This window comes from Streptomyces sp. E11-3, assembly GCF_046540415.1.
Taxonomy (GTDB): domain Bacteria; phylum Actinomycetota; class Actinomycetes; order Streptomycetales; family Streptomycetaceae; genus Streptomyces.
Map to the genome: position 1 here is coordinate 2,215,845 of NZ_JAZGRL010000001.1, position 14,429 is coordinate 2,230,273.

Consider the following 14,429-nt stretch of genomic DNA (forward strand, 5'->3'; position numbering starts at 1 on the left):
ATGGACCTGGAGTTGCGGCACCTCAAGACGATCCGCGCGATCGCGGACGCGGGCAGCCTCACCAAAGCCGCCACCGCTCTCGGTCTCGCCCAGCCCGCGCTCAGCACCCAGCTGAAGCGCATCGAACGCATCCTGGGCGGGGAGCTGTTCGAGCGCGGGCGGCACGGCGTACGGACCACCGCGCTCGGGGAGTTCGTCCTGGACCGCGCCCGGATCGTGCTCCCCGCGGTGAGCGGTCTCCAACGGGACGCGGCGCACTTCGCGCACGCGGGCGACGAGCGGCGCGGCCTCCGGATCGGCGGGACGCACGGCCCGCTCCTCGGCGGCCTGGTCGACCGGCTCGCCGCCACCTGCCCCGGCGTGCGCGTGACGACGCACACCTCGTGGTCGGAACGCGAGATCGCCGCCCAGACGGCCGAGGCCCGGCTGGACTTCGCGCTCATCGGCACATGCGGGGCGAGCCCGCCGCCGGAGGGCGAGCGATTGATCTGGCGAGAGGTGGCCCGCGACCCCGTGTTCGTGATGCTCGCCTCCGACCACCCGCTGGCCGGGTGCGCGGAGATCGATCTGGCGCGACTGCGGGCCGAGTACTGGACGGACGTACCGGGCGACGGCTGCTTCGGGGACTGTTTCGCGGCCGCGTGCGCCCGCGCCGGGTTCACCCCGGCCGGGGTGTACGAGACGGACACCGCGTCCTGTGTCCACCTGGTGCAGGTCGGGCGCGCCGTAGGGCTGTGCCGGGCGACCTTTCCGCCCACCGCGGGCGTGGTGACCAGACCGCTGACGGGCGCGCCGCTGACCTGGCGGCACCTGCTGGGCTGGCACCCGACAGGCCCGGCAGCGGCCAGCGCGTCCACCGTGTTCGCCCAGACCCGCGCCGCCCACACCGACGCGACCGCACGCAGCGAGAGCTACACCGCCTGGCTTGCCGACCAGGCGCATAACACCGAGCAGAGGGTCAACTGACAGCTTCTGAACAGATGTTCACGGTTCTACGGTTTCGGCGGCCCTATTGAGCCAACGCATACTGTTCGAACCGAGGAGACCCCCCATGCTCCACAGACATGCCAAGGGCGCCGCACTCGCCGCGCTGGGCGCGGCCGGTGCGCTGGTCCTGACCGCGCTGCCCGGTACGGCGGCGGCCAGGACCGCCGAACCCGAACCCGCCGCCGTCCAGCCGGCCGCCGAGACCGCAGCCGTCGCGCAGGCATCGCCCCAGCTCCTCAAGGCCATGCGGCGCGACCTCGGACTGACCCACGCCCAGGCCAGGCAGCGCCTGGTCAACGAGGCCGAGGCGGGCGCCGTCGCGGGGGCGCTGCGGAGCGCCCTGGGCGGTGACTTCGCGGGCGCCTGGGTACGCGGCGCGGACTCCGCGCGGCTCACCGTGGCCACCACCGACGCATCGGACGTCCAGGCCATCGAGGCCAAGGGCGCACGGGCCAAGGTCGTACGGCACTCGGTCGCGGAACTCGACGCGGCAAAGGCCGAGTTGGACCAGACCGCGAAAGACGCCGTGAACAAGACAGCGACCCGTGACGCGCCCGTCTGGTACGTCGACATCGCGTCAAACAAGGTCGTGGTGCAGGCCATCAAGACCTCGGCCGCCAAGAAGCTGGTCGCCGCGGCCGGTGTCGACTCCGCCCTCGTACGGGTCGAGAAGACCACCGAACGCCCGCGCGCGCTGTACGACATCGTGGGCGGCGACGCGTACTACATGGGCAGCGGCGGCCGTTGCTCCGTGGGCTTCTCGATCACCCGGGGCAGCGACCAGGGCTTTGTCACCGCGGGCCACTGCGGGCGCGCGGGCACCACGACCCGCGGCAGCAACCAGGCCGCGCAGGGCAGCTTCCAGGCATCCATATTCCCCGGGCGTGACATGGCCTGGGTGCTGACCAACTCCAGCTGGACCGCTACCCCGTACGTCCGTGGCTCCGGCGGGCAGCAGGTGCAGGTCGCGGGCTCCACGCAGTCCCCGGTCGGCGCGTCGATCTGCCGCTCCGGCTCCACCACCGGATGGCACTGCGGCACCATCCAGCAGCACAACACCAGCGTCACCTACCCCGAGGGGACCATCACCGGAGTGACCCGGACCTCGGTCTGCGCGGAGCCGGGCGACTCGGGCGGCTCCTACATTTCGGGCAGCCAGGCGCAGGGCGTCACCTCGGGCGGCTCGGGCAACTGCCGGTCCGGCGGTACGACGTTCCACCAGCCGGTGAACCCGATCCTCCAGCAGTACGGGCTGACTCTGAAGACCACGTCGGACGATCCAGGCGACCCCGGTGACCCGCCCGGCGGCAGCTGGTCCGCGGGCACCGTCTACGCGCCGGGCGACCAGGTCACCTACGGCGGCAGCACCTACCGGTGCATCCAGGGGCATCAGGCGCAGACCGGCTGGGAGCCGCCGCTCACCCCGGCGCTCTGGCAGCGCCTCTGAGCAGCGGTTCCATGACACGCGGGGCCGGGCACCCACAGCGGCGCCCGGCCTCACACCATGCACCAACCGTCCGTTCAGCGAACGCCCAAAACCGTTCAGCGCACGTTTCCGGCCAACATGTTGACGCGCTCCTGACAGGAACACGGCTCTGCTGCCACGCTTCCGGGAATCGGGCGCGCGGCACCCCCCACGTTCCGTGCGCGCCGCTCTGAGCTCCACCACACGTAATCACACGTACAGGAGTCAGTGTTGAGATCCCTCTCAGACAGACGCACCTCCCACAGACGCGTCAAGGCAACCAGCGCACTCATCGCCGCCACGGCACTGCTCGCCGTCGGCATCCAGACCTCCGTCGCGGGCGCCGCAAGCCCGCAGGCCGCGGCTGAGGCCGCGGCCGACAAGGGCGCCGACCCCGGCGCCCTGCCCGCCAAGCTCTCCCCCGCCCAGCGCACCGCGCTGATACGCGAGGCCGACGCCTCCAAGGCGGCGACCGCCAAGGAGCTCGGCCTCGGCAAGAAGGAGAAGCTTGTCGTCCGCGATGTCGTCAAGGACCGCGACGGCACCACGCACACCCGCTACGAGCGCACCTACGGCGGACTCCCGGTACTCGGCGGCGACCTGATCGTCAGTCAGGACAAGTCCGGCGATGCGGAGTCCGTCTCCAAGGCGTCCACGGCGAAGCTGAAGNGATGTCGTCAAGGACCGCGACGGCACCACGCACACCCGCTACGAGCGCACCTACGGCGGACTCCCGGTACTCGGCGGCGACCTGATCGTCAGTCAGGACAAGTCCGGCGATGCGGAGTCCGTCTCCAAGGCGTCCACGGCGAAGCTGAAGGGCATCGCCACCACCGCCAAGGTCAAGCCGTCCACCGCCGAGAGGCAGGCGCTGGGCGCCGCCAAGGCCGAGGGCGCCGAGAAGCCCGACACCGAGCGGGCGCCGCGCAAGGTTGTCTGGATGGCCGACGGCAAGCCGACCCTCGCGTACGAGACGGTCGTCGGCGGCCTGCAGGACGACGGCACCCCCAACGAGCTGCACGTCGTCACGGACGCCGCGTCAGGCGCGAAGCTGTACGAGTGGCAGGCCGTCCACAACGGCGACGGGCACACCCAGTACAGCGGCGACGTCACGCTCGGCACGGCGCAGTCCGGCGGCAACTACACCCTGACCGACACCGCCCGCGGCGGCCACCGTACGTACAACCTGAACCGCGGCACGTCGGGCCGGGGCACGCTCTTCTCGGGACCGGACGACGTCTGGGGCAACGGCACTCCGCAGAACCTGGAAACGGCCGGTGCGGACGCCCACTACGGCGCGGCACTCACCTGGGACTACTACAAGTCCGCGTTCGGCCGCGACGGCATCCGCGGCGACGGCGTCGGCGCGTACTCGCGCGTCCACTACGGCAACAACTACGTCAACGCCTTCTGGCAGGACAGCTGCTTCTGTATGACGTACGGCGACGGCGACGGCAACGCCAAGCCGCTGACCTCGATCGACGTGGCCGCGCACGAGATGACCCACGGGCTCACCTCGTCCACCGCGGGCCTGCGCTACAGCGGTGAGTCCGGCGGTCTGAACGAGGCCACCAGCGACATCATGGCCGCCGCCGTCGAGTTCGCCGCGGGCAACACGAGCGACAAGGGCGACTACCTGGTCGGCGAGAAGATCGACATCCGCGGCAACGGCACCCCGCTGCGCTACATGGACAAGCCCAGCCGGGACGGCAACTCCAAGGACTACTGGTACGCCGGGATCGGCAACATCGACGTCCACTACTCGTCGGGTCCCGCCAACCACTTCTTCTACCTGCTCTCCGAGGGCAGCGGAAAGAAGACCATCAACGGCGTCGACTACGACTCGCCGACCTCCGACGGCCTCCCGGTGACCGGCATCGGCCGCGAGAAGGCCGCGCTGATCTGGTACAAGGCGCTCAGCACCAAGTGGGGCACCACGACCAACTACGCGGGCGCCCGCACCGGCACCCTTGAGGTGACCGCCGAGCTCTACGGGGCCACCAGCGACGAGTACAAGGCGGTCCAGCACGCGTGGGCCGGAGTCAACGTCGGCGAGCGCCCCGGCGGCGGCGACCCGGGCGAGCCGGGTGACACGTACGAGAACAACACCGACGTCCAGATCCCGGACTACGGTTCCGCAGTCACCTCGTCGATCACCGTCGACCGGGACGGCAACGCGCCCAGCGCCCTGAAGGTGGGCGTGGACATCGTGCACACCTGGCGCGGTGACCTGGTCATCGACCTGATCGCACCGGACGGCACCGCGTACCGCCTGAAGAACGCCAGCGGCGGTGACTCGGCGGACAACGTCAAGGAGACGTACAGCGTCAACGCGTCCTCGGAGACGGCCGCGGGGACCTGGAAGCTGCGGGTGCGGGACGTGGCCCGCTATGACACCGGCTACATCAACAGCTGGAAGCTCACCTTCTGAGCACCGTCGGGTTCTGAGCACCCTCGGGATGCTCAGCCGGGCATGCCGCGGTCGTACACCGTTGCGACCGTGGCGGCCCGGTCCCACGACCGGTCCTACGACCGGTCCTAGGACCAATAACCCGTTGGGCGCTGTCAGTGGCAAACCCTAGGCTCACCCCTGATGCCCGCTGACCACGCGCCCGAAGCCGCGCCCCCGAAGGACAGGTCCGCCGTACGTTCGCTGCTGCGCCTGTGGCCGTACGTCCGCCCGGTACGGGCCCGGCTGTCCGTCGCGGCGGTGGTGGCGGTCCTGGCGTCCTGTATCGCCCTGGTGATCCCGCTGGCGCTGAAGTGGATCGTGGACGGCCCGGTGGCCGACGGTGATCCGGACGGGGTGTGGCTGGGGGCGCTGTTCCTGCTGGTCCTGGGGATCGGTGAGGCGCTGCTGTTCGGGTTCCGGCGGTGGCTGGTGGCCCGTCCACTGGCCGGGGTCGAGGCCGCGATGCGGGCCGACCTGTTCCAGCATCTGCAGCGCCTTCCGGTGGCCTTCCACGACCGGTGGGCATCCGGGCAGCTGCTGTCACGGGGCACGACCGATCTGATGCTGCTGCGGATGTTCCTCGCCTTCCCGCTGACGTTCCTGCTGGTCAACGGCGTGACCATCCTGGTCGGCGTGATCATCCTGCTGGCGCAGGAGTGGACGCTCGGGCTGGTGATCCTCGGCCCGGTCATTCCGCTGATGGTGGTCTGCTCGATCTTCGAGCAGAAGTACGCGCACGCGGCGCGGCGGGCCCAGGACCAGGTCGGGGACCTCACCACGGTCGTCGAGGAGAGCGTGCTCGGCGTCCGGATCATCAAGGGCTTCGGCCGCCATCGCGCGCAGGCGCGGGCGTTCAGGGACCTGTCCCACACGCTGCGCGGCACGGAGCTGCACAAGGCCCGGCTGCTCGCCGGGATCTGGGCGGCGATCGTGCTGCTGCCCGAACTCGCCGTCGGCGCCGCGCTGGTGCTCGGCACGGTGCAGGTCGCGGACGGCGAGCTGTCGGCGGGCACGCTGGTCGCGTTTCTGTCGACGGCGCTGGCGCTGCGCTGGCCCGTGGAGTCGATCGGGTTCCTGCTGGCCATGAGCCAGGAGGCGGCGACGGCGACCGACCGGTACTTCGAAGTGCTGGACGCGGAGCCGGAGTCGGCCGTACGTCCTGAAGCTGTACGCCCTGAAGCCGCACGCCCTGAAGCCGCACGCCCTGAAGCCGTACGCCCTGACGGCGACGCGGGGCCGCGCAAGCCGGTGCCCGGTGCCCCCGATGCGGCCGGACTCCGCTTCCACGGCGTGCGGTTCCGCTACCCGGACGCCCCCGCTGACGCGGCACCCGCCCTGGACCGGATCGACCTGCACATCAGGCCCGGCGAGACGATGGCCCTGGTCGGCGCGACCGGCAGCGGCAAGACCACCCTCACCGCGCTCGTACCGCGGCTGCACGAGGTGACCGAGGGCCGGATCACGCTCGACGGCCAGGACATCACCGCGATGCCCCGCGCGCGGCTGCGCCACCTGGTGGCCGTCGCCTTCGAGGAGCCGACCCTCTTCTCGGCGACCGTCGGCGAGAACGTACTGATGGGCGCCGACGAGGGGGCCGGGGACGTCGAGCTGCGCCGCGCCCTGGACGTCGCCCAGGCCGACTTCGCGCACGCGCTGCCGCACGGCACCGCGACCCAGGTGGGCGAGCAGGGCCTGAGCCTGTCCGGCGGGCAGCGCCAACGGCTCGCGCTCGCACGGGCGGTGGTGGGGCGCCCCCGCTTCCTCGTACTGGACGATCCGCTGTCGGCGCTCGACGTACACACCGAGGCCCTGGTGGAGGCGGCCCTGCGCAAGGTGCTCGCGGACACCACGGCCCTGGTCGTGGCACACCGCCCGTCCACGGTGCTGCTCGCGGACCGGGTGGCGCTGCTCTCCGGTGGCCGGATCGCCGCCGTGGGCACCCACCAGGAACTACTGCGCACCGACGCCGAGTACGCGTGGCTGATGTCAGGCGCCCCAGCACAGGAGGAGGTCCGTTGACCACGACGGTGGACACCAAGCCCGCGGCCGTCGACGAGCCGCCCCACGAGCCGGACGCGTTCGCCCAGGACGCCCTGCCCGCCCCCAAGGGCGCGACCGGTGCCCTGCTGCGGTCGCTGCTGGCCCCGCTCAAGGTCCGTGTCGCGTTCACCGCCGTCCTGCTGCTGCTCCAGCAGGCGGCCGTGCAGGCGGGCCCGCTGCTGGTCGCGTACGCCATCGACCGTGGCGTACCGGCGGTTCGCGCGAACGACTACGGGCCGCTGATCGCCGTGGGGGTCGGCTACGCGCTGTGTTCGCTCGGCGGGGCCGCGCTCCAGTACGGCTTCATCCGCGCCGCGGCCCGCGTCAACCAGGACGTACTGCTGGATCTGCGAGGCCGGATCTTCCGGCACGCGCAGGCCCTGTCCGTGGACTTCCACGAGCGCTACACGTCGGGCCGTCTCATCTCCCGCTCCACCACGGACGTCGAGTCGCTGCGTGAGCTGCTCGACGAGGGCCTGCAGGAACTGATCACCGTCATCCTCTCCACCGCGTACATCCTGGCCCTGCTGCTCTGGCTCGACCTGGGCATCGGCGGCCTGGCGGTGGCGTCCTTCGTCCCGCTGTATCTGCTGATACGGCTCTACCAGCACCGGGCCGGGAAGATCTACCGGAAGCGGTCCACCGCGATCGCCGCGGTCATCGTGAAGTTCACGGAGACCATGAACGGCATCCGCCCGGTGCGGGCCTTCCGGCGCGAGCGCGTGAACGACGCGGAGTTCCACGAGCTCAACCGCACCCATGAACGCACCAACGGCGACGCCATCCTGGAGATGGCCCGCTATGTGGTCGGCTCGCGGCTGGTCGCCAACGTCGCGGTCGCCGGGATGGTGCTCTGGGGCGCCTACCGGGTCGCGGACGACGCCCTGGCGCTCGGTGTGCTCGCCGGGTCGGTGCTCTATCTGCGGCGGCTGTACGACCCGATCGACCGGCTCGGGATGTTCTTGAACTCCTACCAGTCGGCGGCCGCGTCCCTGGAGAAGATCGCGGGCCTGCTGGCCCAGACCCCGACCGTCCCCGAGCCCGCGACGCCCCGCGAGCTCCCGGCCCTCGCGTCCGAACACCCCGGCCGCGAGGTCGAGTTCACCGGCGTGTCGTTCTCGTACCGGACCGGCGGCGAGGTGCTCCCCCGCTTCGACCTGACCATCCCCGCGGGCCAGACGGTGGCCGTGGTCGGCTCCACCGGCGCGGGCAAGTCCACGCTGGCCAAGCTGCTGGCCCGCTTCTACGACCCGACCGAGGGCCGGGTCCTGCTCGACGGCACGGACCTGCGCGACCTGGCGGTGCCCGAACTGCGGCGTGGTGTGGTCATGGTGACGCAGGAGGCGTTCCTGTTCTCCGGCACGGTCGCCGAGAACATCGCGATCGGCCGCCCGGAGGCCACCCGCGAGGACATCGAGAGCGCCGCGAAGGCGATCGGCGCCCACGACTTCATCGCCGCCCTGCCCGACGGCTACGACACCGACGTCCGCAAGCGCGGCGGCCGCATCTCGGCGGGCCAGCGCCAACTGGTCGCCTTCGCCCGCGCCCTGCTCGCCGACCCGGCCGTACTCATCCTGGACGAGGCGACCAGCTCCCTCGACATCCCCGGCGAGCGGGCCGTCCAACGCGCCATGCACACCGTCCTGCACGGCCGCACCGCGGTCGTGATCGCCCACCGCCTCTCCACGGTCGAGATCGCCGACCGGGTCCTGGTCATGGCGGACGGCCGCATCGTGGAGGACGGCACCCCGGCCGAACTCACCACCGACAACGGCAGGTTCGCCGAGCTGCACCGCGCGTGGCGGGACAGCGTGGTGGGATAGCGGAGATGCAGGGTCCGCGAGCGCGCTGGAGTCGGCGCCGATGATGCGCTCAAGGTGCGGGAGAGTCGAGGCGGGCCACTGTCACAGTTCGACTACGACCGCGCCCCCATGCGGCTCAGGGAATCCGCGCAGCCGGAGTCCTGACGCATGCAATTGATCAACTTCCGTCCCGTTATGCACCTGGTGCGAACTGCCGTGGACCCCGCCGCCGCCCGGCCCTCTTTGTACGGCGTGCCGGTGGCGGCGTTTACGCTCCGCTTATGCGAAACCCCAAGATTCTGATCGGCCTGGTCGCGGCCGGTCTGCTCACCGCCGGCTGCGGCTCCGACAGCGGCTCCTCCGACTCCAGTGGCGGAGGAGCCGCGCAGAAGGCCCTGCCGGTCGCCATCGACGGCCCCCAGAAGGACGTGCGCAAGCGCGGCGAAGACAACCTCAAGGTCACCCCGGCCCCCGAGCAGGGCGCGCCCCTCACCGAGCAGGTGGAGCACCGCCTGCGCGAGGCCATCCTCCTCACCGCCAAGGTGGCCGGTGAGACCAGCGCCAAGTGCCCCGATGGCGTGACCCAGAAGGCCGGCGCGGTCAGTCAGTGCGTCGTGACGTACGAGGGTGCCGAGATCCCCTACGAGGTCAAGATCAGCGACAGGTACCGGGAGGGCAGCACCATCACCTCCTACACCACCACGCCCAAGAAGGGCCTGCTGGTGGGGAAGCTCGTGTACAACGCGCTGTACGAGAGCTACGGCCCCGAGTCGGGGCGCACCGACACCAGCAAGCTCGCCTGCGAGGAGCTCCCCGTCGCGAAGGCGTTCGACGGGAAGTCCGACACCGGCTTCAAGTGCCAGTACTGGACCAAGCACGCCAACGACGGCAAGGGTGGCTACGACACCCTGAGGGTCACGATCGGCGCCTCCGGTGGCATCGGCTTCGAGGCCGTCAGGTAGCGCACCGGCGTCACACATCGACACCACACTCACGGGGTGGGGCGGTCTCCACACGGAGACCGCCCCACTCTGTCCCCCCCCCCCCCCGGGGGGGGGGGGGGGCCCCCCCCCCCCCCCCCCCCCCCCCACTCTGTCTGGCCTGAGCAGGGTTCGCCCCCTCGATCACGAGTACTGCTGTTCGTCGTCGGCTCCGCCGAGCAGTTCCGCTTCGGGCTGCGGTTGTCGCTGGCGGGCATCAGGGCGGAGGTATCACGGCTCACGCAGCTCAGGCGGTCACCGCGCCGGACGACTGAGGCGTTCACCCCGGCCTGGACCGCGTACGGGAGGCTCGCGTGCGCGCCGCGTGCGCCGTGGCCGAGCGGCCGTCGCGCCGCTACCGTCGGGAGCGCCCGCATGCCACAGCGCACCGAGGGAGACCCGACCGTGAAGGCTATTCGTCGGTTCACCGTACGGCCCGTACTCCCCGATCCCCTCCAGCCGCTCAGCGAGCTGGCCCGCAATCTCCGGTGGTCCTGGCATACCGGGACCCGGGAGCTGTTCCAGTCCATCGATCCGGAGAGCTGGAGTGGCGACCCGGTGCGGCTGCTCGGGCAGGTGTCGACCGCGCGGCTCGCCGAACTCGCCGACGACCAGCGGTTTCTGCGCCGGCTGCGGGCCGCCGCCGAGGATCTGCGGGAGTACGTCGAAGGCCCCCGCTGGTATCAGGAGCAGGGTCGGGAACAGAACGCCGAACTCCCGGCCGGTGTCGCGTACTTCTCGCCCGAGTTCGGGATCACGGCGGCGCTGCCGCAGTACTCCGGCGGGCTCGGCATTCTGGCCGGTGACCATCTGAAGGCCGCCAGCGACCTGGGGGTGCCGCTGATCGGCGTCGGACTGCTGTACCGGCACGGGTACTTCAGGCAGTCGCTGTCCAGGGACGGGTGGCAGCAGGAGCACTATCCGGTCCTCGACCCGCATGAGTTGCCGCTCACCCCGCTCAGGGAGGCGGACGGTACGGCCGCCCAGGTGACCCTCGCGCTGCCCGGCGGCCGGTCGCTGCGGGCGCATGTGTGGCTGGCCCAGGTGGGCCGGGTGCCGCTGCTGCTGCTCGACTCGGACGTCGAGGACAACGACCTGGGCGACCGCGATGTGACCGACCGGCTCTACGGCGGCGGCAGCGAGCACCGGCTGCTGCAGGAGATGCTGCTCGGTATCGGCGGGGTGCGCGCGGTGCGTACGTACTGCCGCCTCACCGGCCATCCCCCGCCCGAGGTCTTCCACACCAACGAGGGGCATGCCGGGTTCCTCGGTCTGGAGCGGATCAGGGAACTCACCGACGAGGGGCTGGACTTCGACGCGGGACTTGAGGCGGTGCGGGCCGGGACGGTGTTCACCACGCACACCCCGGTACCGGCCGGGATCGACCGATTCGACCGCGAGCTGGTCGCCCAGCACTTCGGGGACGGGGCCGAGCTGGCGGGCATCGACGTCGAGCGGGTGCTGCGGCTCGGCATGGAGACCTATCCGGGCGGGGAGCCCAACCTGTTCAACATGGCGGTGATGGGGCTGCGCCTCGCCCAGCGCGCCAACGGCGTCTCCACCCTGCACGGCCGCGTCAGCCGCGACATGTTCGCCGGACTCTGGCCGGGCTTCGACGCCGACGAGGTGCCGATCGGCTCGGTGACCAACGGGGTGCACGCGCCGACCTGGGTGGCGCCCGAGGTGTTCCGGCTCGGCGCGCGGCAGATCGGCGAGCAGCGGACCCAGGACGCGCTGAGTGTCGGCGGCTCCGAGCGCTGGGACTCGGTCGCGGAGATCGGCGACCAGGAGATCTGGGAGCTGCGGCGGTCGCTGCGCGAGCGGCTGGTGCACGAGGTACGCGAGCGGCTCGCCGTGTCCTGGCGCCAGCGCGGCGCCGCGGCGACCGAACTGGGCTGGCTGGACGGGGTACTCGACCCGGATGTGCTCACCATCGGGTTCGCCCGCCGGGTCCCCTCGTACAAGCGGCTCACCCTGATGCTGCGCGACCGCGATCGGCTGATGGAGCTGTTGCTGCACCCCGAGCGGCCGATCCAGATCGTCGTCGCGGGCAAGGCGCACCCCGCCGACGACGGCGGCAAGCGCCTGGTCCAGGAGCTGGTGCGGTTCGCGGACGACCCGCGGGTGCGCCATCGGATCGTGTTCCTGCCGGACTACGGCATGGCGATGGCACAGAAGCTGTACCCCGGGTGCGACATCTGGCTGAACAACCCGCTGCGCCCGCTGGAGGCCTGCGGCACCTCGGGGATGAAGGCCGCCCTCAACGGCTGCCTCAACCTGTCGGTCCTGGACGGCTGGTGGGACGAATGGTTCCAGCCGGACTTCGGCTGGGCCGTCCCGACCGCCGACGGCACCGCGGTCGACGCGGACCGCCGCGACGAGTTGGAGGCCGCCGCGCTGTACGACCTGCTGGAGCGGCGGGTCGCGCCGCGCTTCTACGAGCGCGGCCCCGAGGGGCTCCCGGACCGCTGGATCGACATGGTCCGCAGGACCCTGACCACGCTCGGCCCGAAGGTGCTGGCCGGGCGCATGGTCCGCGAGTACGTCGAGGGGCTGTACGCCCCCGCGGCCCACGCCCACCGCGCCCTGGACGCCGCCGCGGCACGGGAGTTGGCGGCGTGGAAGGGCCGGGTCAGGGCGGCCTGGCCGTATGTGGCCGTCGACCATGTGGAGGCGTCGGCGCAGGCGGACCAGGTGGCCCAGACGGACCGGCCGGTGGGCGCGGGCACCGAGGAGCTGGGCTCGACGCTCGCGCTGCGGGTGCGGGTGCAACTCGGTGAACTCCGGCCCGAGGACGTGGAGGTGCAGGCCGTCACGGGCCGGGTCGACCCCGAGGACCGCATCACGGACGCCGCGGTGACGGGCCTGAAGCCCGCCGCCGGCCCCGACCTGGAGGGCCGCTGGATCTACGAGGGGCCGCTGGCCCTGGACCGTACGGGGCCCTTCGGCTACACCGTACGCATCCTGCCCGCCCACCGGCTGCTGGCGAGCGGCGCCGAACTCGGTCTGGTCGCGGTGCCGTCCGAGTCCACCGGCGAGGCGGCGGGGGTCCTGATGCGCTGACACCCAGCCGATACCGAACCGATACCGACCCGCCCACCATGGACGGGCGGCATCCGGGGCGTGGTGGCAGCCCCGGACGCCGCCCAGTATTCGAGGGCCTACCGCCCGCGCTTGGTGACGTTTACCGCCGCCCAGGCGCGGTCGACGGCCTGGTACTCGGCCGAGCCCTTGCCGTACAGGTCCGCGGTGGCGCTCAGGGTCGCCTTGCGGGCCTTGGCGTAGTTGGTGTTCGACGTCATGTAGGTGGTCAGGGCCTTGTACCAGATCTGCTCGGCCTTGTCCCGGCCGATGCCCTCGACCGGCTGGCCGTCGGAGGTCGGCGAGTCGTAGTCGACGCCGTTGATGGTTTTCTTTCCGCTGCCTTCTGAGAGCAGGTAGAAGAAGTGGTTCGCGGGTCCGGACGAGTAGTGGACGTTGATGTTGCCGATGCCCGCGTACCAGGAGTCCTTGGACTTTCCGTCCCGGCTCGGCTGGTCCATGTAGCGCAGCGGGGTGCCGTCGCCCCGGATGTCGATCTTCTCGCCGATGAGGTAGTCGCCGACGTCCTCGGAGTTGGCGGCGTGGAACTCGGCGGCGGAGCCGAAGATATCGCTGGTGGCCTCGTTCAGGCCACCGGACTCACCGCTGTAGATCAGGCCCGCGGTGTGCGACGTGACGCCGTGGGTCATCTCGTGTGCGGCCACGTCGATGGAGGTCAGCGGATTCTCGTTGTTCGCGCCGTCGCCGTAGGTCATGCAGAAGCAGGCGTCCGACCAGAAGGCGTTGACGTAGTTGTCGCCGTAGTGGACCCGCGAGTACGCGCCGACGCCGTCACCGCGGATGCCGTCCCGGCCGTGCACCTGCTGGTAGTAGTCCCAGGCCACGCCCGCGCCGTACGCGGCGTCCACACCCGCGGTCTCGCGGTTGCCCGGAGTGCCGTCGCCCCAGGTGTCGGTCTGGTTGGTGAAGAGGGTGCCGGTGCCGGACGTGCCCTGGTTCAGGTCGTACGTCTTGTGGCCGCCGCGCCCGCCGTCGGTCAGCGTGAACGAGGAGCCGTCGGCGGTGCTGCCGACCTCGACCTCGCCGCTGTACTGGCTGTGTCCGGTGCCGGTCTGGATCGCGTCCCACTGGCTCAGCTTCTCGCCGGTGCGGGCGTCGGTGACGACATGCAGCTCGCGGGGCGTGCCGTCCTTCCGCTTGCCGCCCAGGACCTTCTCGTACGCGAGTGCGGGCTTGCCGTCCGCCGCCCAGATCACCGAACGCGCGCCCTTCGGCGCCGACTTGGCGCGGGCGGTGTCGACGGCCGCCAGGTCCGCCTTGACGGCCTTCGTCACGCCCTTGGTCCTCCCGGACCTGGCCTGGTGGACGACCAGGTCGCCGCCGAGTACCGGGAGTTCGGCGTAGGTGCGCTCGTAGCGGGTGTGCGTGGTGCCGTCGCGGTCCTTGACGACATCGCGGACGACCAGCTTCTCCCGCTTGCCGAGCCCGAGTTCGGCCGCGGTGCCCGCCGCGCCCTGGTCGGCCTCGCGCAGCAGCTCGGCGCGCTGGGACCCGGAGANCCCGCTAGACCCCCTCCAGACCCCCGCGAGGCGTCCCCAGGCCCTGGACATACGCAGGGGTGCGCGCACCCGCGCGTACCGCTGTCCACTCGCGTTCTCCGT

At 71.3% G+C, this 14,429-nt stretch carries 7 protein-coding genes and 1 pseudogene; 7 read left to right on the forward strand and 1 reads right to left on the reverse strand.

The window, feature by feature from the left end; translation table 11 throughout:
* The 7 genes and pseudogenes from U9R90_RS09910 (at nt 1) to glgP (ending at nt 12,789) form a co-directional block, all read left to right on the forward strand.
* Nucleotides 1-966, forward strand: a complete 966-nt coding sequence (locus tag U9R90_RS09910; protein ID WP_411056027.1) for a LysR substrate-binding domain-containing protein — start codon at nt 1-3, stop codon at nt 964-966.
* Nucleotides 967-1,051: 85 nt separating this feature from the next.
* Nucleotides 1,052-2,434, forward strand: a complete 1,383-nt coding sequence (locus U9R90_RS09915) for an alpha-lytic protease prodomain-containing protein (RefSeq protein WP_411056028.1) — start codon at nt 1,052-1,054, stop codon at nt 2,432-2,434.
* Nucleotides 2,435-2,680: 246 nt separating this feature from the next.
* Nucleotides 2,681-4,883: pseudogene (locus tag U9R90_RS09920) on the forward strand (M4 family metallopeptidase).
* A 162-nt stretch (nt 4,884-5,045) separates the two neighbouring features.
* On the forward strand, nt 5,046-6,923 hold the full coding sequence (locus tag U9R90_RS09925) for an ABC transporter ATP-binding protein (protein WP_411056029.1): 1,878 nt from the start codon (nt 5,046-5,048) through the stop codon (nt 6,921-6,923).
* The gene (locus U9R90_RS09930) at nt 6,920-8,767 is read left to right on the forward strand and encodes an ABC transporter ATP-binding protein (RefSeq protein WP_411056030.1); all 1,848 of its coding nucleotides are present in this window, start codon (nt 6,920-6,922) and stop codon (nt 8,765-8,767) included. The genes U9R90_RS09925 and U9R90_RS09930 overlap by 4 nt, the downstream gene beginning before the upstream one ends.
* A gap of 260 nt (nt 8,768-9,027) precedes the next feature.
* Entirely contained in the window at nt 9,028-9,708 is a 681-nt protein-coding gene (locus tag U9R90_RS09935) for a hypothetical protein (protein WP_411056031.1), read from the forward strand.
* Between the two features lie 423 nt (nt 9,709-10,131).
* Nucleotides 10,132-12,789, forward strand: coding sequence for an alpha-glucan family phosphorylase (glgP, locus tag U9R90_RS09940; RefSeq protein WP_411057696.1), 2,658 nt, complete (start codon nt 10,132-10,134; stop codon nt 12,787-12,789).
* A gap of 98 nt (nt 12,790-12,887) precedes the next feature.
* Here the strand turns inward: glgP and U9R90_RS09945 are convergent, their stop codons facing one another.
* Nucleotides 12,888-14,378, reverse strand: coding sequence for a M4 family metallopeptidase (locus U9R90_RS09945; protein ID WP_411056032.1), 1,491 nt, complete (start codon nt 14,376-14,378; stop codon nt 12,888-12,890).
* Nucleotides 14,379-14,429: the final 51 nt, after the last annotated feature.

What these genes read in the sequence shown, in the direction of transcription:
- U9R90_RS09910 (WP_411056027.1), top strand. Translation starts at nt 1, where the DNA reads ATGGACCTGGAGTTGCGGCACCTCAAGACGATCCGCGCGATCGCGGAC.
- U9R90_RS09915 (WP_411056028.1), top strand. Translation starts at nt 1,052, where the DNA reads ATGCTCCACAGACATGCCAAGGGCGCCGCACTCGCCGCGCTGGGCGCG.
- U9R90_RS09925 (WP_411056029.1), top strand. Translation starts at nt 5,046, where the DNA reads ATGCCCGCTGACCACGCGCCCGAAGCCGCGCCCCCGAAGGACAGGTCC.
- U9R90_RS09935 (WP_411056031.1), top strand. Translation starts at nt 9,028, where the DNA reads ATGCGAAACCCCAAGATTCTGATCGGCCTGGTCGCGGCCGGTCTGCTC.